Origin of the sequence: Companilactobacillus nodensis DSM 19682 = JCM 14932 = NBRC 107160 (assembly GCF_000615905.1) — a bacterium.
Lineage (GTDB): Bacteria > Bacillota > Bacilli > Lactobacillales > Lactobacillaceae > Companilactobacillus > Companilactobacillus nodensis.
Genome location: NZ_BAMN01000004.1, coordinates 34,212 through 56,889 on the forward strand (window position 1 = coordinate 34,212; position 22,678 = coordinate 56,889).

A 22,678-nucleotide genomic window follows, 5' to 3' on the forward strand; every position below is an offset into this window, starting at 1 on the left:
AACGAGTTACACAAAACAACTTCCTCTGTCTACTACGAAGTTACCCGTTTTGTTTCACTCTTTCTTCTCTGGGTATGCATAGCCCAAATGTTCATAACCTTTTTTGGTTACGATACGGCCTCTGGCTGTCCGTTTTAAAAATCCTTTTTGCATCAAATATGGTTCGTAGACTGATTCAATGGTTTCTTGATCTTCACCAATATTGGCAGCGATGACCTTAATACCAAGCGGTCCACCACTGTACAATTCAATCATCATCGATAAGATTCGACGATCTAGTCGATCTAGTCCTGCATCATCAACTTGTAATTGATTCAAGGCTGATTCCGCAATATCATAGTCGATCATGTCCTTACCAGCTACTTGAGCGAAGTCACGGACACGTTTTAACAATCTATTGGCAATTCTAGGTGTCCCACGAGAACGGCGTGCAATCTCATGTGCGCCTTCTTCATCGACGTTTATTTTTAAAACTCCGGCTGTTCTGAAGACGATCTTAGACAATTCTTCTTCAGAATAATACTCCATATGAATGTCGATTCCAAATCGATCACGCAGCGGCGCTGACAGCTTACCTGAAGTCGTCGTCGCACCGATCAAGGTATATGGAACTAATTCATGATGAAGTGAACGCGATTCCGTTCCTTGGCCAACAATAATATCAATATAGAAGTCTTCCATTGCCGAATAGAGAACTTCCTCAATTGCCCGAGGCATACGATGGATCTCATCAATAAATAAGACATCCCCCGGTTCCAATTCATCGAGAACAGCAACTAAGTCACCAGACTTCTCAATTGATGGACCAGTAGTCGTATGAATATTCACGCCCATCTCATTGGCAATAATCATTGCTAAAGTTGTTTTACCAAGCCCAGGAGGTCCATATAGTAAAACATGATCTAATGTCTGTTGTCGTTGTTTAGCAGCTTTGATATAAACTTCTAATTCTTTTTTAGCCTTTTCCTGACCTAAGTACTGATCAAATGTTTTCGGACGAATGGTTTGTTCCGCCATATCTTCAGCTTCATCCAAAGCATCTGCATCAGTTAAACGATCATCGTCATTTTCCATTGGCTAACCTCCTTATTATTTAGTAAGTAATCTTAATCCGGCACGTAAATATGCATCGGCTGAATCTAAGTTTTCTTTTTGTAATTTTGGCTTGATACGAGCAATATCTCTGGCAGTATAACCCAGAGATTCTAGTGCCAGCATACCATCTTCTAATTCTTGATTGCCCGAACTCAGAGGTGTTGGATCTTCACCCAAGACCATCTGACCTTGAGCTGACATCTTACCACCGAGATCCAGAATGATCTGTTGAGCAGTCTTCTTACCGATCTTAGGAAATCTTGTTAAGAACTTAACATCATTATTTTCAATTGCTGAGATCAACCCGTTTAAGTCTTGACCGGCCAAGATTGCCAAAGCACTCTTAGGACCAATTCCTGACACACTGATCAGATGCAAGAAAATTCGTTTTTCGTTGATGTCATAGAATCCATACAAAGCCTGTTCATTGTCACGAACGACTTGTTCGACATAAACCTTAGCTTCTTCATCTTGTTGATAGCGATAAGGATTGGCAACTTGAACTTTATAGCCCACGCCACCTACGTCAACTACGACATAAGTTGGATCAATATAAGTAATTACTCCATTTAAGTATTCAAACATAATTATTCACTTTCTCTGGTGTCATGAGGATCTTGGATTCTTTTGAACATCTTCTCAAGATCTTTGTTACTAAATTCTACCAATACTGGACGTCCATGTGGACAATTATATGGATTTTCTGCTTTGGTCAAGTTTTTCAACAATGAAATAGCCTGAACTTCATCCAAATGATGATTAGCTTTGATAGCACGTTTGCAACTCATCATGATGGCATTCTTCTCACGAAAGGCTGCCACACTTATTTTTGAATCATTCAAAACATAGTCGACCATTTCACGAATCGTCGATTCTTCTTGACCAGCAACAAACCACGTTGGGTGAGTATTGACCACAAAACTATTCTGGCCGAAGTCTTCCAAATACAAACCAATGCTCTCAAGTATATCCTTCTTCTCACGAATCAAGATACTCTCAGAGTTAGGATAATCCAGAACGATTGGTACTAATAATCTTTGTTGATCATTCGAGACTTTGCCGATCTCTTTACGATAATATTCGTAATTAACACGCTCTTGGGCCGCATGTTGATCAACTAAATAAAATCCATCTGGACTCTCAGCCACCAAATAAGTCCCGTGAATCTGTCCGATATATCTTAAATCTGGAAAATCAGAAGTATTATTCTCTCGGTCAGAATTTTCTTCATCAGCGATAACTTTAACTTGCTTCTCCTGTTTCATCCGTTCATCCCATGACTTGAGATGTTCAGGATCTTCAAATATCGGTGTACCCAACAATTGTTTTGTCGACTTTTCCACCTGTGGATTACTCTCAGATTCAACTTTATCAACTTTTTCAGGTAACTTCGTTGGTAATGGTTCACTTATTTTATTCATCATAGCCAAATCATCAAAACTGATTTGTTCTGACTTATAACTGACTTTTGGTTTTTGATCAGTTGTTGTCTTGCGATTCAAATTCTTCACTGCATCAGGAATCAAATTTTGTGTGGATAACTTAGCTTTGATTCCTTCACTAATAAGATCGCAATGTGGCCTTCATTAGTCAATCGAACCTCTTGCTTAGTGGGATGCACATTGATATCCACAAGACTTGGGTCTAAGCCAATGTCGATTACTGCGATCGGAAATCTTCCGACCATTAGCTTCGAACCATAACCACGGATCACTGCATTAGCCAGTTGATAATTTCTAATGTAACGACCATTCAATATCAATGAAATATAAGACCGATTTGAACGCGTCGTATCAGGCTTCGAAAAATATCCTTTGATCGTGTAATCCTCATCAGAGTTTTCAAACTCCATCATGTGACTAGCAATCGTTCGTCCATAAATACCAGCGATTGTCTGTTGCAAATTACTGTTACCAGAAGTCCAAACAATATCTTTACCTTCATGGATCAATCTGAAGGAAATCTCAGGATGCCCCATCGCTAATCGATCAACGATATCCACAATTTTGTTCAACTCTGTGTGCAGTGACTTCACATATTTCAGCCGTGCTGGTGTATTGAAGAACAAATCTTCAACTTTGATAGTTGTTCCAATTGAACGAGCATGTGTCTCCTTGTTCAACAAGGTATTACCCGCAAATTCAGCTCTGACAGCCGACTTGCCATCAGTACTTGTCACGACCGTCAATCGTGAAACTGAAGCAATACTTGCTAAAGCCTCACCGCGAAATCCCAACGTCTTAACATTGAACAGGTCGTGATCGGTGGAAATCTTGCTGGTGGTATGAGGTTGAAAGGCAATCTCAACATCATCAGCGGCAATACCCACACCGTTATCATTGATCTCAATCGACTTGATTCCTGATTGTTTAACAGTTATCAACACCTGTGTTGCTTGTGCATCAATCGAGTTTTCGACTAATTCTTTAACAACCGATGCCGGACGTTCAATCACTTCACCTGCAGCGATTTGGTTACTCAATTCAACTGGTAATTGATGAATCAACCCCAACTTTTCCACCTTCTTTTTTATTTAAGTTCTTTTTGCCATTTATATAACAGATTGATGGCGTCAATTGGTGTAACACTCATCAAATCTTGATTTTGTAATTCATCAACAACTTTCTTCTCACCTTTATTTAGCTTAGCCTTTGGCTTGGCATCAAGTTCTGGGAAAAGTGAAAGTTGTGAATCTGGCTCTGGTTCATTGACTGTTTCAACATCTGCTTGTGGTTGTGGTTGTGGTTGTGGCTGTGGTTTTACTTCTGATTCCACAACCGGTTTGGCATCTTCAACTTTGATACCCTTAGGAGCTGTATCTTCCAAGCCGCTAAGAATCGTATCTGCACGGCTCAGAACTTCATCCGGTAATCCAGCTAATTTAGCAACATGAATACCGTATGACTTATCCGCAGGTCCGGGTAAAACCTTGTGCAAAAATACCAAAGTTCCGTTCTCTTCTGATGCGTCAACGTGGACATTTTTAACTCCTGGCAACTGACTCTCAAGTTCAGTCAACTCGTGATAGTGAGTTGAGAACATCGTCATGGCTTGAACATTCTTGTCGATATATTCAATGATAGCTTGCGCTAACGCCATCCCATCATAAGTAGCCGTTCCTCGACCAATTTCATCGAAGATTATCAGACTGTTCTTCGTCGCATTCTTCAAGGCATCATTGGCTTCGCGCATTTCAACCATGAAGGTACTATCACCAGAGATCAAATCATCAGCTGCACCGATCCGTGTAAAGATATGATCAAAAATCGGCATCGTAGCAGATTCAGCTGGAACAAAACATCCCATCTGAGCCATGATGACTGTTAATGCCATCTGACGCATATAAGTACTCTTACCAGACATATTAGGTCCAGTTATCAACAGGATATCAGTCTCGTTGTCGAAAGTTACATTATTTGGAATATAACTATTATTACTGAGGACTTTTTCCACAACTGGATGACGTCCGTTGACAACTTTTAAATCATGTCCATCGACAAACTTAGGGGCAACATAATGATAAGTTTCGCTGATCACAGCAAAACTCTGCAACACATCTAACTGTGACAAAACATTAGCTAGCGATTGCAGACGTCTGATTTGTTCCTTAACAGCCTTTCTAACTTCTGCGAACAATTGATGTTCCAATGCTTGAGATTTATCTTCAGCCTCAAGAATCAAAGTTTCTTTTTCTTTTAACTCCGGAGTGATATATCTTTCGGCGTTCGTCAAAGTCTGTTTTCTTTGATAGCGTCCTTCTGGAACCTTGTCAATATTAGACTTTGTAACTTCAATGTAGTAACCGAAAACCTTGTTGTAACCAATCTTCAAATTACTGATTCCAGTAACTTCTTGCTCTTGAGCACGTAGTTCCGCGATCCACTTCTTACCATTCTTCGAGGCATCTGTGTACTTATCAAGCTGTTCATTATAACCTTCCTTGATAAGTCCTCCACCCGTAGTTGAAATTGGTGGTTCATCGACAATAGCTTCTTCGATCAGTTTGCGAACATCACTGACATCATCGATCTGCTCAATATAGGCATCCAAGTCATAATCACCGATATCCAGGAGGATCTCTTTGATCTTTGGAACTTGTTCCAATGAAGTCTTCAATTGAATCAAATCACGACCGTTGACTGTCCCATACGCTACACGACCTGCCAAACGTTCCAAGTCATATACTTTGGTCAAATAATCTTGGAATGATGAACGTTGAAAATAATTGTCCAAGAATACTTGGACAATATGTTGACGCTTCTCTAATTCTGTTTGATTCAATAATGGTCTTGCCAACCATTGTTTCAACAGACGTCCACCCATGGCTGTTTTGGTTTCATCTAGCAACCACAATAATGTTCCTGACTTTTTATTTGTTCGCAAGTTTTTGAACAATTCCAAGTTGCTTTGGGCAGTATGATCCATTGATAAATAAGCTGTCGTCTTATACGTCTCGGCAGCCTTCAAGTGATCTAATGAACGCATCTGCGTATCAACCAAATAACTAATCAACGTCTTAACAGTGTCGACTTGCAACTCTTCAGTCACATGACTGTAGTCGAAGGCGAAGTTTTCATCAAGACTATCAATAGTAGAAACTAGAATACCTATTTTCTTAATTGGATCAAGAAACTTCTGTGGAAAGTCTTCAGCGACAACTGTTTCTTTGGTATTGAGATTCTGTAATTCATTAGTCAGATCCATAAAATTATCCACTGAGGTAACTTTGACTTCACCAGTTGATAAGTCAGCATATGCTAAACCAAAACGGTTCTTATCACGATTGATAGCTGTAATATAGTTATTCTCAGTTGCGGTATTGGCTGATTCATCCATGATCGTACCGGGGGTAACGATTCTCGTGATACCACGCTTAACCATTCCTTCAGCGAGCTTAGGATCTTCCAGTTGATCACAGATAGCAACTTTGTAACCTTTATCCACAAGGGTATCAATGTATCCTTGGATAGCACGGTGAGGAACTCCACACATAGGAATATCTTCATCCGCTTTTTTATTTCGTGATGTCAATGTTAGCTCTAGTATTTGTGAACCTTTGATTGCATCATCATAGAACATTTCGTAGAAGTCACCAACACGATACAACAAAAAAGCATCTGGATTTTCCTTTTTCATATCCAGATATTGTTGCATCATTGGTGTCTCTTTAGTTTTTTGTGGCATGAATTTCCTCCACCATTTTGAAATTAATTTAGAAAGTTAAAAAGCTTTGATTATCAGGACTTATAACATAATTTTTGATACTGCGTGCATAATTTGTTTGGTCATTAATATCAATGACACAGAAACCGATTTGCATTCTACCATCTTCATCAACGTCGAATTTTGTGGGCCGTTGAGTCAAAAAACGTGTAATGATTGGTTCGTCTTTGACACCTAGAATACCATCATATGATCCGGTCATCCCAACGTCAGTTAAATAAGCCGTCTTCTTATCAAATACACGAGCATCATTAGTTTGAACGTGTGTATGTGTTCCGACGACTGCAGAGACACGACCAGTCAAATACTTGGCAGTCGCAATCTTTTCACTCGTCGTTTCGGCATGGAAGTCAACGAACTTAACAGCATCTTTATCCAAGGTTGGCAATAATTTGTCGAACGCCAAGAATGGATTATCCAATGGCTGCATTAAAGCTGTCCCTTGCATATTGATAATGTAAACTTTCTTTTGATTGACTTTTTTCTCAATCACTCCACGTCCCGGTACGTTATCGCCTGAAAAATTATAGGGACGCAAAATATTTTTCTTGGGATCATCTATAAAGTCCAATACCTCTCGCTTGTCCCAAATATGATTACCGCCAGAAACAACATCTGCTCCAGCAACTTGAATTCTTTGGTAGTCGTCAACTTTGATTCCTTTACCACCATTGGCATTTTCACCATTAACAATCGTCAATTGCGGTTTGACCTTCTGCTTGATCTGAGGCAAATAAGTCTCCACAGTTTTTAGTCCGACGTTGCCGACGACATCTCCAACGAAAAGTATTTTCATTATATATAATTCCCCCATCTTTACCTATGATATTGTATCAATATTGTTAAGAATTAAAAAGCTAGTGTGCTTATACTAAACAAAAACACTCCTGAATTTTTTCAGAAGTGTTTTATATTTATTCTTTAACGGTTGCTAGTAAAGTATCCGGATCAAAGTCCCTTGAGAACTCAGATAGATGTACTAGATTACGTAGAAACTCATGTGTCGTTGCTTCATAGTGATACTTCAATCCCAACTCATAGATATAGCCGTTGATGTAATCAACCTCAGTTGGTCGACCTTTGGACATGTCTTGATACATTGATGGATAGTGTAGTGGCATTGCTTTAGTGGCTGCGGCCACAATTGCCTGCCATTCCTGTTCGCGAGTATTCAACAACTTGATGCCAGCACGTTCACAAACATCGAACGCTTCGTTGATAAGTTGCTTGCTCAATGCTTCGGTTGTTGGAGCTTGGATGAACTCTCCCATCTTGATACCAAACATCGTACACAAGGTGTTACAGACTGAATTCAAGATAACTTTGGCCATCAATGTCCCTTGAAAGTTAGTAGTTAGATCAGGATTAAGATTAGCCTTGGTGAAATCTTCTACAATTTTATGTGTCATTTCATCAGGTGTTTCATTTTGATTAACGATCTTCATACTGCCTGAACCTGCAGGTCCCATGAAGTCGACATCCCCAGGTCCATTCAAGACAGTTGCAATCATCGCTGTACCACTGATAACTTTGTCAGTATCAAAATACTGGTCTAATTTTTCGATATGACCCATACCATTCATCGGTGAAACTACATATTGCTCCTTAGTAAATAGATGACCGGCGCGCTTCAAAGCATCCTCAAGTTGCATCTGCTTCACGAATACGATCCAGACATCAGGATTACCAGTGTAGTCTTCAGGCGAAAAAATATTAATCGGCACCAGGTGTTTGTTCTCACCGTCTCTTGAAACATAAACGCCATTTTGTTCTTTGACTTTGTTAATTTGTGTATCCCAAATATCCACAAAATCAACGGGAAAACCTGCTTTCTGTAATAATACTCCGAATCTCAAACCCATAGCTCCAGCACCTAGTACTCCATATTTCATAAATCTTCGCCTCCAATATTGTATTGTTAAGCAATATTAGACTTTTTATAATTAATGTCAATAGTATTTAATAAAATAGTTATAAAAGCTATTTAAATAGATTTATAAAATTAGAATAGTTGTAATATTGGAACAACGATAATTGGAATTAATAGGGATGGCAAAAGATTTAAAACACTAATTTTTTTGATTTCTAGTAAGCCTAGACCTGATGCCAAAATTAAAATTCCACCGACAATCGTCAATTCGTTGATCATACTAGTATTAATGGAACCTTGTAAGAAGAAGGCAATTGCATAAATACTTCCTTGCCAAGCAAAAACGGCAATGGCAGCCAGAGCTATTCCTAGCCCAAAAGTTGATGCTAAAACAATCGACGTGATTCCATCAAGCATCCCATTAGTAAATAAGAAAGTATAGTCTTGCTTCAGGGCCGCTTCAATCGGTCCTAAAATCGACAATGAACCAATACAGTACAACAGGATGGCAGTAGCTAGTCCTTCAGCTAGATCACCACCTGAGAACTTACCAACCAGATTATCAAAACGCGACTGCAAGTTTACCCATTGACCAAACAGTCCTCCGACCGCCAAGCTGACAATAAACAAAACTGGATATTTACTACCAGACATATGTTGTACTACGGCGTTGATACCGATCACCATTGCTGCCAAACCTAATCCTTGTGTGAGGATTTTTTGATACTCCGGTTTGATTCCTTTGTGCAAAAATCTGCCGATGACACTTCCAACCAAAATCATTGCAACGTTAAAAAATGTTCCTATCATAATACTGTTCCCCTCATATAAAAAAATCGATAGTTTAAATATAAACTCTCTAGTAACTAGAGGGTCAATTCAACTTAACGGACCGGCAGACGTATTTCTGTCACGTACTTCGCGTAATCGTTCGTAATACCATAATCAATCAACGCTGTTTCGACAGCATCTCCCGTAATCGTCAACAGATGATCCTCACAAAATTGAATCAACTGCTGATAAGACTTGGCGGCATTGTCATGCATACCATGAAATCTGACTCTCAAATATGATCCAGCTGGTAAAGTAGCAGTAGCTTCTCCTTCATCCCCTGCTTCGAGGATCAAAAGGATACCATTATAGTGATCATATTTATTATCAATCAAATTTTCTCGAGCCATTGATAAAGCAATTTTCCCTAGAAAGATCGATTTATCTAATTTATATTGTTGACGCATAGTCGTCAATGGCAGTTCAATATCTTCACTCAACTGATAATCTTGGCGCAGATAAATTACCGGGATTTTCGGCAAACTGACTAATTCTACTTGATCAAGAACGGCCTTTTCAGCACTCTCTACTTGCGATAACCTCGTACTGATCCGCTTGTTAACTGATTGAAGTGTTTGAATCTGCTGATCGACTTTTATTTGTTGTTCCCTGAGAAGCTTTTCTAGAGTTGAAATATCTCTAGCATCGAAAAAATCCTTGATTGACTCGATCGATAAGTTCAAAGCACGAAAATACTTGATGACATTCAACCGCTCGAATTGTTCTGTGGAATAATAACGATAATTAGTTGCTGAATCAACCTTGGCTGGCTTTAATAGGCCAGCCTCATCGTAATAACGTAAGGTTGGTATTTTGACATTGAATAGTTTGGATAGCTGACCGATCGTGAATAGTTGATTCATATTGTTACCTCCGCTTCGAATTCAATTTTATCATAGCCAAAAAAATGACTATCTCTACGTTGGTGTAGGGATAGTCATTTTGGTTTTGTTTTTAAGTTATTGTCTAAGTAACTTTTATAGTAGTTTGTTTAAGTTTTTGGAGCTTGGTGTTTGGAGCTTTTGGTGCTGAAACGAGTTGCGAAAGACAAATGCGTCACTACGTGGCACCTTCGCTATCCTAGGTAATGCTCGGAAGTTAAACGTTTTGTTCCACTCTCTACATCATTCCGCCCATACCACCGGCTGCTGGATTTGCTCCTGCGGCTGGTTGAGCATCTTTTGGTTCTGGTTTGTCAGCAACAACTGCTTCCGTTGTCAAGATCAATGCGGCAACACTGGCAGCATTTTGTAGTGCTGAACGTGATACTTTAGTTGGGTCGATGATTCCGGCGTCAACCATGTTTTCCCATTTGTCAGTTGCAGCATTGTAACCAACTTCTGGTTTTTGACTCTTCATGTGTTCAACGATAACTGAACCTTCAAGACCAGCGTTTTCTGCGATTTGACGTACGGGTTCTTCAAGAGCTCTAACGACGATGTTGATACCTGTTTGAACGTCGCCTTCACCCTTAACGGCCTTAACTGAGTCAATGATGTTCAAGAATGCTGTACCACCACCAGCTACGTAGCCTTCTTCAACGGCAGCACGTGTAGCGTTAAGAGCATCTTCAATTCTGTACTTACGTTCCTTTAGTTCTGTTTCAGTAGCAGCACCGACTTTAACAACGGCAACACCACCTGATAACTTAGCTAAACGTTCTTGTAACTTGTCACGGTCGAAGTCTGATGTTGTGTCAGAAATTTGTTTCTTGATTGTTTCAACACGTTCGTCAATAGCTTCTTTTTGTCCAGCACCTTCAACAATTGTTGTGCTGTCCTTTGTAACTGTGATCTTACCGGCTGAACCTAATTGATCCATTGTTGTATCTTTTAGTTCTAGTCCAAGATCTGAAGTAATTACTGTACCACCAGTTAATGTAGCGATATCTTGTAATTGTTCCTTACGACGGTCACCGAAGCCAGGAGCCTTAACAGCAACAACGTTGAATGTTCCACGAATCTTGTTCAATACAAGTGTTGGTAATGCTTCACCATCAATATCGTCAGCAACAATCAATAATGACTTACCTTGTTGAACGATTTGTTGTAGTAATGGCAAGATATCTTGGATATTTGAAATCTTCTTGTCTGTGATCAAGATGTATGGATTGTCTAAGTCAGCTTCCATCTTGTCGTTATCTGTAACCATGTATTGTGAAATATATCCACGGTCGAATTGCATACCTTCAACAACGTCTAATGTTGTATCGATACCCTTTGATTCTTCAATTGTGATAACACCATCGTTACCAACTTTTTCCATAGCGTCAGCGATCAAACTACCAGTTTCTTCACTAGCAGATGAAACTGAAGCAACTTGAGCGATATCTGACTTGCCAGCTACCTTGTGTGAAATCTTATGTAGTTGATCAACTGCAGCTTCTGTAGCCTTTTCGATACCAGTTCTGATACCAACAGGGTTAGCACCAGCAGTAACGTTCTTCATACCTTCTTTGATGATAGCTTGAGCCAAAACTGTGGCTGTAGTTGTACCATCACCGGCGATATCGTTTGTCTTTGAAGCAACTTCAGAAACAAGCTTTGCACCCATGTTTTCGAAGTGGTCTTCTAATTCAATACTCTTAGCAATAGTAACACCATCATTTGTGATCTCTGGTGAACCATAATTCTTTTCAAGAACAACATTTCTACCCTTAGGTCCGATAGTTGTTTTAACTGTGTCAGCTAACTTGTTGACACCATCTAACATTTTTGAACGTGCATCTTCTGAAAACTTAATTTCTTTTGCCATGCTTTCACACTCCAATAAAATTTTTTGTAATTTAACTTCTCAATTTTAAATTATTATTTTTCAACGATTGCCATGATGTCTTTTTCGTGTAAGATTAAATAATCAGTGTCATCAAACTTAACATTTGAGCCAGCATACTTATCAAAAAGTACCTTGTCGCCAACTTTAATGTGCATTGGTAATGTCTTTCCATCTTCTGTTATTGAGCCTTCACCCACAGCTACAACTTCGGCTGTTTGTGGCTTTTCTTTAGCGTTGTTAGCAAGAACAATGCCACCTACTGTCTTCTCTTCTTCTTTATCGACTGTTACAATAACTCTGTCTCCAAGTGGTTTTAACAATTTGAATGCCTCCGATGATTAATATTTATTTTTAATTTAGCACTCCAAGTTCTGTTGTGCTAATCACATGTTTTATATTAACATTTTATTGTGAACATGCAAGTATTTACCTTTAGAAAAAAATAGGAGAAATTATGAAATATTCAACAAATCAATTTTTAACTCTTGCTACATATGTAGCACTACTCTTCATTGGTTCGCTGCTATCAATGGTTAAGATAACTGGTTCAGCGTATTTTATCACCCTAACTTTTGCCGCAATTTTGGCCACTAGTATCATGATTTATCTAACGCAAAAAAGTTCTCCAAATGAATTGGAAACTAAAACTGACTTCAATAATAAATTGCAGTGGATCATCGTCGGAAGTGTCGGGGCCTTAATCATTCAACTGGGATTAGGATTTATTGATCAACAGATTTTTCACACTAGCACAACTTCAGCCAATACATTACAGCTGCTGACACTGGTCCACGCTTATCCGTATTATTTTGCTTACGTCTTGATCTGTGCGCCAATTATGGAAGAAATAATCTTCCGACGTGTATTCTTCGCAAACTTGATCAAACCAACAAATATTTATTGGGCTGCCGCAATTTCAGCCGCATTCTTCGCCTTTATGCATCAAGATACGAGATTTATGGTTTATGTCGCAATGGGATTGTGGTTCTCATTTATTTATTACAAATCTAAAAATATTTACGTCAGCGCTGCTAGCCATTTGGTTATGAATACTTTGGTGGTTATGGTTAGCATGCACTAAGGTTTGCACTTCTAATGCCGCTTCCGGTGGTAAAAAAGTTCCCTGCCGTTGGACCGGTTCGAGCAAAGGTCTCTCACCTCGACTTTAAGCTTTGCTTCGCAAATCTCAAAGTTCATCCTGTGGCGTTCCGCCACTTTTAAGGCTGGTAATTTTTCACCACCTCCAGCTCTATGTATCATATACATTCACATTTAAAATCTTACACGTTAGCTTCAGCTTCAATAGTGGCTATCCATAATATTTATCACACAATAAGTCGGAGGTTGAAAGTGACGGAGATCCGCAGTGACAGTGATGTAGAACGGAGGATTTTCCCGTTCGTACAGCACAGGATGTTTTTGAAATCCATAGTCTGCGGAGTTTAAAAGTAAGACTTCAGACCGCTCCTTGGCTGAAGTCGTTCCCACTGCAAGCTCCGTCATTTTCAACCGTAGACATAAAACATAAAATCAAAGCAAAAAAAGAATTACAACTTCAATAAAGTTGTAATTCTTTTTTACATACCACGCTTATAACTAGCGACATACTTCTTCCGCTTATCATCATCAAACTCATCTTCACTCTTAGCAATAATAATTGTGGCAAGTGAATTACCAACAACGTTAACAGCTGTACGTCCCATATCGACTAGACGGTCGATACCGGCGATAAATGTTAATCCTTGCATTGGGACACCGATAGTTGAAACAGTGGCCAACAGAACGACGAATGAAGCTCCTGGGACACCCGCCATACCTTTTGATGTCAACATCAGTACAACGATCAATGTGATCTGTTGTCCGATCGACAAGTCAATATGATATGCCTGTGCCAAGAATAATGCGGCCAATGATTGATAAATGGCGGAACCATCAAGGTTAAATGTATATCCGGTTGGAATAACAAATGAAACGATACCCTTGCTTGCTCCGTACTTCTGCATCTTATCCATCATCTTAGGTAGTGCAGCTTCTGAACTGGCAGTTGTGAATGCCAAGACAAATTCATTTTCAATAATTCTAAATAGTTCAAAGAAATCAACATGGAACAATCTTCCGACAAAATACATAATAACGAAAACGAAGAATGCCATAGTTGCATAGGCAATAATGATGAACAGTGCCAAAGGCTTCAACGAGTCGAATCCCATTTCAGCGACCGTCACACCGATCAAAGCACAGACACCGATAGGAGCCGTACGCATAACCCAATTTGTTACTTTGAACATTACGTTCGCAACGGCATTGAGCAAGTCAGTAATGATCTTACCTTCTTTGCCAAGTGATGCCGTTCCTAATCCGAATAAGACTGAGAAGAAGATAACTGGCAACATATCACCTTTACCCATGGCGGCGAAGATATTAGTTGGGATAATCCCCATCAACACTGACCAAATACCTGAATGCTTAGCAGCTGAAGCAGAGGCAGTGTATTGCGAAATGCTTGAACCCTTTAGTTCGTTAATATTAATGTAAGAACCAGGGTGTGTAATGTTGGCAACAACAATACCAATAATAATAGCCAAAGTCGTCATAACCTCGAAGTAGACCAAAGTCTTCAGACCAATACGACCTAGTTTTCTAATATCACCCATATTGGCGATTCCGACCGTCAAACATGAGATAACAATAGGCAAAACAATCATCTGAATTAATGAAATGAACATTGTACCAATGTTCTGCATAACTGTGATTGCACCCTTATTGTGGTAGAAAATTTGTCCTAAAATTATACCTAGAACTAGACCGATAATAATTTGCCAGCCTAAACTAAGTCGAAAAAACTTTTGCTTTTGCAATTTAATGCCCCCTTAAAACGTCGGTTTTTATTATAGCAGATTTTTTACAAATTTAATCATATTAGAATAATATTAATAATTTTTAGTAAACTTATTCGAATATTTATTAATATGTATAATTTTATCTTTAAACAATAAAAAGCGCCCCGTTACTTGTTTTTGTCGTAACGAGGTGCTTTGTTTGATGTTCTGAAACGAGTTGCGAAAGCCAGATTCCTGCGCCTGCTACAGATAACAAATGCACCAACTGCGTTGGCACCTTCGTTATCTTAGGCAGTGCTCAGAATCTCCCGGCTTTCTCCACTCTCTATTCTTCTCCAGACTCCGAAGCAATAATATCCAAATCACCATCAATCGTCCATGAATCAACGGTAGCTGGCATGATCAAGTGATCACCCTTCTTTAGGTCATAGTCTTTGCCATCAACAGTAACTTTTCCATTACCACTGATAACTGAAACTAATGTGTACTTGCCGATGTCATGTTTCAATGTAACTGGTTCTTTGATTTCCCAACGATAAACTGAGAAGTATGGTGATATTGGTGGCTTAACGAAGGTTGTAAATTTATTCTTACCTTCAGTCTTGCTTTGAATATCTAGCTTTGGATCTTTATTTGGTACTGTAATCGTATCTTCTGATTGTTTAATATGTAACTCACGTTTCTTACCTGTGCTCTTTTCAACACGGTCATAATCATACAAACGATATGTTGTATCTGAGCTTTGTTGTGTCTCCAGAACCATTATTCCCTTATTCAAGGCATGAACTGTACCACTTGGTACGTAGTAGAATTCACCAGGTTTAACCGGAACTTTTCTAAGCAAATGATCCCAATCACCTGATTCGATCATCTTGTCTAGTTCTTCTCTAGTCTTTGCGTGATGGCCATAAACCAAATATGAATCTGGTTCAGCATCAATAATATACCAGCATTCTGTCTTGCCTAATTCATGTTCATGCTTCCAGGCATAGTCGTTGTCCGGGTGTACTTGGACAGATAGACTAGCGTTGGCATCCAAAATCTTAGTTAACAAAGGAAATACTCTACCCTTTGGATTGCCGAATAATTCTGCATGACTACTCCATAGATCCTCAACGGTTTGTCCTGCAAATTCACCATTTTTCACTTCTGAATGACCATGAGGATGGCCAGAGATAGCCCAACATTCACCGATATCACCATCAGGAATATCATAGCCGAATTTTGTCTCTAATCTACGTCCACCCCAGATTTTCTTATGAAAAACAGGTTTCAAAAATAATGGTTCACTCATGCAATTACCCTCCAGTATTTTGTATAGTTATTGATCTTCGTTCTTTTCTTCCTCAAGTGACTTATCGCGATCCAAGAAAAAGATCAATGTCTGCAATTCGTTGGCCAAGTCAACGTAGTGCACACGAATCGAACTTGGAACGTTGATAATCACGGGTGTAAAGTTAAGGATACCCTTAACTCCTGCTTCAGCTAACAAATCCGCTGTGGTTTGGGCAGCGTTAGATGAAACAGTCAAGATGCAGACATCGATCTGTTGCAAATTGAGCTGTTCCTTCAATTCATTAACGTGATAAACGGGAACGCCACTCTTAACTGTCCCAACAATTGATTCATCAATATCAAAAGCTGCGGCAATTCTCACATTATTCGTACGAGAAAAGTTATAATTTAATAAGGCATTACCCAAATTACCAACACCGACTAAAGCGACGTTGGTTCTCTTATCTTGATTCAGGAGCTTCTTGAAGAAGGCTACAAGCTCATTAACATCGTAGCCGTATCCTCTCTTACCAAGTGCACCCAGATATGAAAAGTCACGTCTGATAGTAGCACTATCGATTTTTACACCTTCAGACAATTCACCTGAAGAAATTTTCTTGGTACCTTCATCCTTTAAGAATTGGAAGTATCTATAATAAATTGGTAAACGTTTTATAGTTGCGTTTGGTACTGTTGTTTTTGTCATATTATCCCACCGTTATGTGCGTAGTTTCACTAACTATTATACTAATTAAAAACGGATGAAAACGCAACAGGTTACGGCTAGAAAAGGCAGAAAATTTGAATTAATGATAAAATTGTGAATATACAAAGGAGTTTATTAACTTGATTTTATTACAAGCCCAAAGCATAACTAAGAATTTTGGTACCAAAAAACTTTTTTCAAACGTAAGTTTTGAAGTCCAAGACAACAGCAGAATCGGACTCGTTGGTCGAAATGGTGTGGGTAAATCTACCCTACTTAAGATAATTTCTGATCAAGAGAGTTACAACAGCGGGAACATTGCGCTCAAAAAAGACACAAATATTGGCTATTTAGCTCAGGACTCTGGACTGAACAGCGATAACAAAATATTCGACGAGATGGAAAAAGTCTTCGAATATCTCAAGAAACAAGAAAAACAAATGCATGAACTTGAATCAAAGCTCGCCGACAACACTGTCAATGACTATGATCAAATCCTCAAACAATATGACCAGCTTCAAAATACCTTCCGTCAAGAAAACGGCTATGGTTACCAATCCGAAATCAGAAGTGTTCTCAAAGGATTCGGATTCGACGAAGATGTTTGGCAAGAAAAAATCTCTACTCTATCAGGTGGTGAGAGATCACGTCTGGCTATGGCCAAAATGCTGCTGGAACATCATGACATATTGCTACTTGACGAACCTACCAACCATTTGGATATCGACACTGTCGAATGGCTAGAAGGCTATTTGAAGAACTATCGTGGCGCTCTAGTTATTATTTCCCATGATCAGTACTTCTTAGACAAAGTTGTTACAGAAATCGTCGAGATCAATCATCATTCCTCATCACACTATTCTGGAAACTATACTTTTTACTTGAAAGAGAAAAAGCGTAATCAAGATGTTGAATGGAAACATTATGAAGAGCAACAAGCGGAGATCAAGAAAACTGAAGAATATATCCAAAAAAATATCGTCCGTGCTTCAACAACTAAGATGGCCCAAAGTCGCCGTAAAAAACTCGAAAAAATGGACGTTATGGATCGACCTGATTCTGATCAAGGTTCAGTCCACTTCTCATTCCAGATCGACAAAGAAAGTGGTAATGATGTCCTCTTGATCAAGGATGCTGCTATCGGTTATGAAAAGGACCAAGTCATGTCTCAACCGATCAATCTTGATGTCAAAAAAGGTGAACGTGTTGGTATCATTGGCCCAAATGGTATCGGTAAATCTACCTTACTCAAAACTATTTTGGGACAGATTCCAATTTTACAAGGAACTTATCAATTCGGTGCCAACGTTCAAATTGGTTACTACGATCAGAACTTGAACAATCTCGATAGACACAAGGACGTTCTTCATGAAATTTGGGATCGCTATCCTACGCTAGATGAACAGGTCATTCGCAATACCCTAGGATCATTTTTATTCAGTGGTGATGATGTCTTGAAGCCTGTTGCCGGGTTATCCGGTGGTGAAAAAGCTCGATTAACATTGACCAAATTATCAATGGAACACGATAACTTCTTGGTAATGGACGAACCGACCAACCATTTGGATATCGACAGTAAGGAAGTTCTTGAAGACGCCCTGAGTTCATTTGCTGGAACCGTCCTCTTCGTATCTCACGATCGTTACCTCTTGAATACACTTGCGGACAGAATAGTTGATATCGGTTCTAGCGGTAGTACGATCTATCTTGGTGATTATGATTATTACCTCGAAAAAACAACTGAAGACAATACAGCTTCTGATGAGACCGCTGAAACCCATAACGTAAGTGAGAAAAAGGTTCAGTATCAACAATCTAAGGAACAACAAAAACAAGCACGTAAATTACACAGACAAGTTGAAGACTTAGAGAATCAAATTGCTGAAATCGATAAACGCAACAATGAAATTCAAGTTGAAATGGCTAAAGAAGAAAATCTCTCTTCATACACTAAATTAGCTGATTTCCAAAAAGAACTTGAAGAAAACAAGTCCAAACAAAGTGACTTGGAAGATCAATGGACTGAATTATCGATGGAACTCGAGGACATGGAATAACCGCTAATAATTGCCTAGCTATAAATATTTTGATATTCTGTAGCTTACAAATAAAACAAGTTGAGAAAAATTATGCAAAACAAACGACAAGAGAATTTTTTCATCCGACTCTTTAAGGGTGTCATAATTGCCCTTGGGTTTATTTTACCGGGAGTATCCGGTGGTGTTCTGGCTGCCATATTAGGTATCTACGAACGCTTACTTCACTTCATGGCGCATATTCGTGAGAACTTCAAAGCTGACTTCATGTACTTCTTACCTGTTGGGATTGGTGGTGTAGTTGGAATTGGCCTTCTGTCTAAGCCATTAGAATTCCTATTAGAACACTATCAGGTAATCGTACTATGGGGATTTGCTGGAGCGATTATCGGTACTATGCCGTCATTGATACGCGCCTCCACTTCAAGAAGCCGCCGTGATACAGTCGATGTATTGTGGTTCTTCTTCATGTTGATCTTCGGTGGATTATTCCTATTCTTCATGAGTAAAATATTTGGAACGATCCCCGCTAACTTTCTAGGATTCACTGTGGCAGGAATACTGATTGCATTGGGAGTTCTGGTCCCTGGACTCAGTCCTTCTAATCTGTTATTGATACTCGGATTGTATACACCCATGCTGACGGGATTCAAAAACTTTGATATCGTTGGCGTCTTCTTGCCTATCACTATTGGTGGAATAGTTGCCATGGTACTGTTCTCCAAGGGGATGGAATACTTGATTGAAAATCATCATTCACGTGTTTATCACTTTATTCTAGGAATCGTGCTGGCAAGTACAATTCTGATCTTGGTACCTAACCCCTATTCAGCTGAGAGTATCTCTTATGCTGGTGTTACTGGTACTACTATTACGTTAAGTTTGATCGCATTCGTACTTGGCACCCTGTTGGGACTTTGGATGAGTGGATTGGAAGAAAAATATAAATAAGTTTGGATAAAAAATACCGCTCTGGTCTTTGCACTTTTGTGCTTGGACTGGAGTGGTATTTTTGGTTTTGTTGTTAAATTCTCGAGAGTACTAAAGCTCGAGATGAAATTAAGTACAATATTGAACTGTTTTACTGTTACTAAATTCTTGAGAGTACTAAAACAATTTGTCCTGTCATCAAGAGCTAAATTCTGTTTTACTGTTACTAAATTCTTGAGAGTACTAAAACAAATTTCGTTATGACAGGTTGAATCAAGTAGTTTTACTGTTACTAAATTCTTGAGAGTACTAAAACCGGTGATTTCGATATACCTGCGAGTGTTAAGTTTTACTGTTACTAAATTCTTGAGAGTACTAAAACTTGGTCTATATTTTTCGCTGTCGTATTGAAGTTTTACTGTTACTAAATTCTTGAGAGTACTAAAACGCAACCATTTCGGCGTTACCCGGGCTAAATGTTTTACTGTTACTAAATTCTTGAGAGTACTAAAACAAGTCTGCTATATCAATACGGGGAGCATAGGTTTTACTGTTACTAAATTCTTGAGAGTACTAAAACACGGGAATGGTTACGAGTTTGAGCAAGTCTGTTTTACTGTTACTAAATTCTTGAGAGTACTAAAACAGAAGTGACTTACAACATTTGGGGTTATCCGTTTTACTGTTACTAAATTCTTGAGAGTACTAAAACCTCAAATCTAAAAATTAACGTCTAATCTTGTAGAAATTCGGCCTCAGCATCCGATAATAAATGATTTTCAAAACAGTATGACGTCTCATAATTCAAAATATCATTTAGTATCTTCAATATTACCAAATCTTTTCCAGCAAGAGAAACATTTTTTTCATCTCCAACATATGAAACAGTTCTTACAATCGATTCCAAGATTTCATTGTGCCCAATGTTTAATTTATTAGGATATCTAGATTCAATAGATTTAACTAATTCATCAATTGGTAACAACTGATGAAAATTTTTGGTACACAAAACTATCTTTTCTACATCGGTTCGATCTATAGGTATGTTCTCCAAATTATGGCTCAAACAAATAATCTTAAGATCGAAATCATCCATTAGTTCTTTTAATTTTATAAAAAGAGATTGTTGAGTATCTCCTGATATTACACTGTCAATATTGTACAGAACCAACCAAGTTGTATTACCGTTGCTTTTTAATTTGGATTGTAAAAAATTCAGAAATTCATCTAGTAAGCTTTCTGTATCCATAAACTCTAATGGGTAATCTTTACGATGATCCGTATAACCAACCGACAAATAACTTTTCAAAATATCCAAGTAACTCAAATCATTAAAATTAACTTTCAAATGACTAGAATACTTGTCTAACTTGGATTGTAAAAGTATTTCTAATTTTAAAACCTCATCGGTAATATTCTCAATACTCTGTGTAACATCAAAATCATTTCCAAAACTATTGATAGTATCAAATAGCATGTTACCTTTTTTGTACCGCATCTGATCATAAATACTATCTCGACTACTAATAAAATAAGATTCAGAACCTCTTGCCGGAACATTATCGCCATCAAACTCAAAATTAATATCATCATCACCATAAACACTAGTAGATAAGCTCGGACTTTTATTAAAGTAGTAATAGAGGCTGCGATACAATTGCCACAATTTTCTTTGATTATGTCCAACTATATAAACAATATCATCTAAGTCGATATCTAAGAATTCTCGATCTTCTAACTCAATATTTAGAATCATATAATCACAAGTTCCTTAGCACCAACTATTTTTTCCTGATGACTCTTACTTCCAACTAGTAAAACCGTATCATCAAATTGTTTGTCAGTAATATTGAACAACCTAACTTCCCCATGCTCCGGTAAAAAATCCTTTAAATTACTAATATATTTTTTACCAGCCGAACGATTAGGCACTGTTCGATAATAAACAGAGTATTGTAGCATTTCAAAACCGTTTCTAACTAGCTCTTTACGAAAAATTCTGTACTGTCGTTTTTCTTTTGACGTATCCATTGGTAAATCAAACATACAAATAACTCCCATAATTTGATATTTCACTCTTTGACTCCCACAAAATTTTTAAATTCAATTTTAATCATAGTATCCAATTCTCCACTACTCATGGTTGAAATAAAACTTCCAACTAGGCTCTCCATCGAATTAGTAATTTTCATTTTTTTACCATTGACTATTATCTCTTGCATCATAAATTTAATTATCTTTAATCGCATTTCATAGCTCAAATATTTCTCATCAGAAACTACAAATGTATTAATCCAATAATCCATCAATGCTCGATACGGTTCCATCAAATCATCTACTAAATTGAAACTGTTAAACTCATTTCGATGAAATATACCCAGCATAGTTACAAGACCATTACCAACTACAACTCTTGCCATACAGGATCTTATAACCGCATATCCAAAGTTCATGGCGGCATTTACCACATCATCATTATCTCTGGTAAAAGAATTGCCGTACAATGAATCAAAATATACCTTAGCAACTGGACCTTCTCGATTGGTTTTATCTCCTGACTGCAAATCATCAACCAAATCCTTCATTAATTCTAATCTATCCTGTTCAACACCATTGTATTCAGCAAAGGCTATCTGATTATCCATTTTTTGTTTGATAATTCTTTGCCATGCATCCCCCTTCTGTTTCTCAGTCCAAGCTGCTTGTTCAATAACTCTCTTAGAATAATGGTGATATTGGCCATACGGTAAATACAAACCTACGGGTAAATAATTATCATCACAGATGACCAAACCAACATTATTCTGGCTTAGACTAGATAACAGTTTGGTTGTTATTTTAGTTCGATTTCCTTCTAGAATAACCATCGAGATATCAGAAATCGGGATGCGATATTTATTATCCTTTTTTACTATCTCTAAGTTATCTAATCTCAATCTAAGAATTTCACTTTCCTTTACGTGTACAATTCTCCAATTTATAAGTTCGTACCTCCAAATTTTTGTAAAAAAAAACCACCTATTAAAAAATAGGTGGTAAATTCGGAATAAATCCTTATTTTAGTAGGTTCTCAAGAATTTAGTAACAGTAAAACTAA

The 22,678-nt window shown here is 38.1% G+C and carries 18 protein-coding genes, 1 pseudogene and 1 CRISPR repeat array; of the genes and pseudogenes, 3 read left to right on the plus strand and 16 right to left on the minus strand.

Annotation, left to right across the window (positions count from 1 at the left end; translation table 11 throughout):
- Positions 1-54 precede the first annotated feature (54 nt).
- The 10 genes and pseudogenes from ruvB to groES all read right to left on the minus strand — a co-directional run bounded on the left by ruvB (position 55) and on the right by groES (position 12,114).
- Positions 55-1,074 carry a Holliday junction branch migration DNA helicase RuvB gene (gene ruvB / locus JCM14932_RS03805; RefSeq protein WP_025023705.1) on the minus strand — a complete coding sequence of 340 codons (1,020 nt, stop codon included), beginning with the start codon at positions 1,072-1,074 and terminating at the stop codon, positions 55-57.
- A 15-nt stretch (positions 1,075-1,089) separates the two neighbouring features.
- Positions 1,090-1,680 (minus strand): Holliday junction branch migration protein RuvA, encoded by a 591-nt coding sequence (gene ruvA / locus JCM14932_RS03810; RefSeq protein WP_025023706.1) that lies wholly within the window; start codon positions 1,678-1,680, stop codon positions 1,090-1,092.
- A gap of 2 nt (positions 1,681-1,682) precedes the next feature.
- A pseudogene (gene mutL / locus JCM14932_RS15870) lies at positions 1,683-3,607 on the minus strand (DNA mismatch repair endonuclease MutL).
- A gap of 17 nt (positions 3,608-3,624) precedes the next feature.
- On the minus strand, positions 3,625-6,279 hold the full coding sequence (gene mutS / locus JCM14932_RS03820) for a DNA mismatch repair protein MutS (RefSeq protein ID WP_025023707.1): 2,655 nt from the start codon (positions 6,277-6,279) through the stop codon (positions 3,625-3,627).
- Between the two features lie 28 nt (positions 6,280-6,307).
- Positions 6,308-7,114, minus strand: a complete 807-nt coding sequence (locus JCM14932_RS03825; RefSeq protein WP_025023708.1) for a TIGR00282 family metallophosphoesterase — start codon at positions 7,112-7,114, stop codon at positions 6,308-6,310.
- A gap of 118 nt (positions 7,115-7,232) precedes the next feature.
- A complete protein-coding gene (locus JCM14932_RS03830) occupies positions 7,233-8,210 on the minus strand; it encodes a ketopantoate reductase family protein (RefSeq protein ID WP_025023709.1) in 978 nt (325 codons plus the stop codon).
- A 110-nt stretch (positions 8,211-8,320) separates the two neighbouring features.
- Positions 8,321-8,998, minus strand: a complete 678-nt coding sequence (locus JCM14932_RS03835; protein ID WP_025023710.1) for a DUF554 domain-containing protein — start codon at positions 8,996-8,998, stop codon at positions 8,321-8,323.
- 74 nt (positions 8,999-9,072) lie between these two features.
- On the minus strand, positions 9,073-9,882 hold the full coding sequence (locus tag JCM14932_RS03840) for a MerR family transcriptional regulator (RefSeq protein ID WP_025023711.1): 810 nt from the start codon (positions 9,880-9,882) through the stop codon (positions 9,073-9,075).
- Between the two features lie 256 nt (positions 9,883-10,138).
- Positions 10,139-11,773, minus strand: coding sequence for a chaperonin GroEL (gene groL, locus JCM14932_RS03845; protein ID WP_025023712.1), 1,635 nt, complete (start codon positions 11,771-11,773; stop codon positions 10,139-10,141).
- 53 nt (positions 11,774-11,826) lie between these two features.
- Positions 11,827-12,114, minus strand: a complete 288-nt coding sequence (groES, locus tag JCM14932_RS03850; protein ID WP_025023713.1) for a co-chaperone GroES — start codon at positions 12,112-12,114, stop codon at positions 11,827-11,829.
- A 134-nt stretch (positions 12,115-12,248) separates the two neighbouring features.
- On the opposite strand from groES, the gene JCM14932_RS03855 reads away from it, so the two are divergent.
- The gene (locus JCM14932_RS03855; protein ID WP_025023714.1) at positions 12,249-12,875 is read left to right on the plus strand and encodes a CPBP family intramembrane glutamic endopeptidase; all 627 of its coding nucleotides are present in this window, start codon (positions 12,249-12,251) and stop codon (positions 12,873-12,875) included.
- Positions 12,876-13,371: 496 nt separating this feature from the next.
- Here JCM14932_RS03855 and JCM14932_RS03860 read toward each other — a convergent pair whose 3' ends face one another.
- The 3 genes from JCM14932_RS03860 to JCM14932_RS03870 form a co-directional block, all read right to left on the minus strand.
- Entirely contained in the window at positions 13,372-14,652 is a 1,281-nt protein-coding gene (locus tag JCM14932_RS03860; protein WP_025023715.1) for a cation:dicarboxylate symporter family transporter, read from the minus strand.
- Between the two features lie 307 nt (positions 14,653-14,959).
- Entirely contained in the window at positions 14,960-15,928 is a 969-nt protein-coding gene (gene manA / locus JCM14932_RS03865) for a mannose-6-phosphate isomerase, class I (RefSeq protein WP_025023716.1), read from the minus strand.
- A 27-nt stretch (positions 15,929-15,955) separates the two neighbouring features.
- A complete protein-coding gene (locus JCM14932_RS03870; protein WP_025023717.1) occupies positions 15,956-16,615 on the minus strand; it encodes a redox-sensing transcriptional repressor Rex in 660 nt (219 codons plus the stop codon).
- 140 nt (positions 16,616-16,755) lie between these two features.
- Here JCM14932_RS03870 and JCM14932_RS03875 point away from each other — a divergent pair, with 140 nt between their 5' ends.
- Both JCM14932_RS03875 and JCM14932_RS03880 read left to right on the plus strand, forming a co-directional pair.
- Positions 16,756-18,672, plus strand: a complete 1,917-nt coding sequence (locus tag JCM14932_RS03875; protein ID WP_025023718.1) for an ABC-F family ATP-binding cassette domain-containing protein — start codon at positions 16,756-16,758, stop codon at positions 18,670-18,672.
- A 72-nt stretch (positions 18,673-18,744) separates the two neighbouring features.
- Positions 18,745-19,602 (plus strand): DUF368 domain-containing protein, encoded by an 858-nt coding sequence (locus tag JCM14932_RS03880; protein ID WP_025023719.1) that lies wholly within the window; start codon positions 18,745-18,747, stop codon positions 19,600-19,602.
- 127 nt (positions 19,603-19,729) lie between these two features.
- Positions 19,730-20,293: a CRISPR direct-repeat array (repeat unit 36 nt; unit sequence GTTTTACTGTTACTAAATTCTTGAGAGTACTAAAAC).
- A gap of 21 nt (positions 20,294-20,314) precedes the next feature.
- Here the strand turns inward: JCM14932_RS03880 and csn2-St are convergent.
- The 3 genes from csn2-St to cas1 are packed head-to-tail and all read right to left on the minus strand — an operon-like array spanning position 20,315 to position 22,622.
- Complete coding sequence (gene csn2-St / locus JCM14932_RS03885; protein ID WP_025023720.1) at positions 20,315-21,337, minus strand: CRISPR-associated protein Csn2-St; 1,023 nt, start codon at positions 21,335-21,337, stop codon at positions 20,315-20,317.
- On the minus strand, positions 21,334-21,642 hold the full coding sequence (gene cas2, locus JCM14932_RS03890) for a CRISPR-associated endonuclease Cas2 (protein ID WP_034542574.1): 309 nt from the start codon (positions 21,640-21,642) through the stop codon (positions 21,334-21,336). Before cas2 ends, csn2-St begins: the two co-directional genes overlap by 4 nt.
- Before the next feature lie 11 nt (positions 21,643-21,653).
- Positions 21,654-22,622, minus strand: a complete 969-nt coding sequence (gene cas1 / locus JCM14932_RS03895) for a type II CRISPR-associated endonuclease Cas1 (protein WP_369342658.1) — start codon at positions 22,620-22,622, stop codon at positions 21,654-21,656.
- Positions 22,623-22,678 lie beyond the last annotated feature (56 nt).

Excerpts from the sequence above, each read along its gene's own strand:
- JCM14932_RS03855 (WP_025023714.1), top strand. The coding sequence starts at position 12,249 with ATGAAATATTCAACAAATCAATTTTTAACTCTTGCTACATATGTAGCA.
- JCM14932_RS03870 (WP_025023717.1), bottom strand. The coding sequence starts at position 16,615 with ATGACAAAAACAACAGTACCAAACGCAACTATAAAACGTTTACCAATT.
- ruvB (WP_025023705.1), bottom strand. The coding sequence starts at position 1,074 with ATGGAAAATGACGATGATCGTTTAACTGATGCAGATGCTTTGGATGAA.
- JCM14932_RS03830 (WP_025023709.1), bottom strand. The coding sequence starts at position 8,210 with ATGAAATATGGAGTACTAGGTGCTGGAGCTATGGGTTTGAGATTCGGA.
- ruvA (WP_025023706.1), bottom strand. The coding sequence starts at position 1,680 with ATGTTTGAATACTTAAATGGAGTAATTACTTATATTGATCCAACTTAT.
- groL (WP_025023712.1), bottom strand. The coding sequence starts at position 11,773 with ATGGCAAAAGAAATTAAGTTTTCAGAAGATGCACGTTCAAAAATGTTA.
- JCM14932_RS03840 (WP_025023711.1), bottom strand. The coding sequence starts at position 9,882 with ATGAATCAACTATTCACGATCGGTCAGCTATCCAAACTATTCAATGTC.
- csn2-St (WP_025023720.1), bottom strand. The coding sequence starts at position 21,337 with ATGATTCTAAATATTGAGTTAGAAGATCGAGAATTCTTAGATATCGAC.
- manA (WP_025023716.1), bottom strand. The coding sequence starts at position 15,928 with ATGAGTGAACCATTATTTTTGAAACCTGTTTTTCATAAGAAAATCTGG.
- JCM14932_RS03835 (WP_025023710.1), bottom strand. The coding sequence starts at position 8,998 with ATGATAGGAACATTTTTTAACGTTGCAATGATTTTGGTTGGAAGTGTC.
- cas2 (WP_034542574.1), bottom strand. The coding sequence starts at position 21,642 with ATGGGAGTTATTTGTATGTTTGATTTACCAATGGATACGTCAAAAGAA.
- JCM14932_RS03880 (WP_025023719.1), top strand. The coding sequence starts at position 18,745 with ATGCAAAACAAACGACAAGAGAATTTTTTCATCCGACTCTTTAAGGGT.
- JCM14932_RS03825 (WP_025023708.1), bottom strand. The coding sequence starts at position 7,114 with ATGAAAATACTTTTCGTTGGAGATGTCGTCGGCAACGTCGGACTAAAA.
- mutS (WP_025023707.1), bottom strand. The coding sequence starts at position 6,279 with ATGCCACAAAAAACTAAAGAGACACCAATGATGCAACAATATCTGGAT.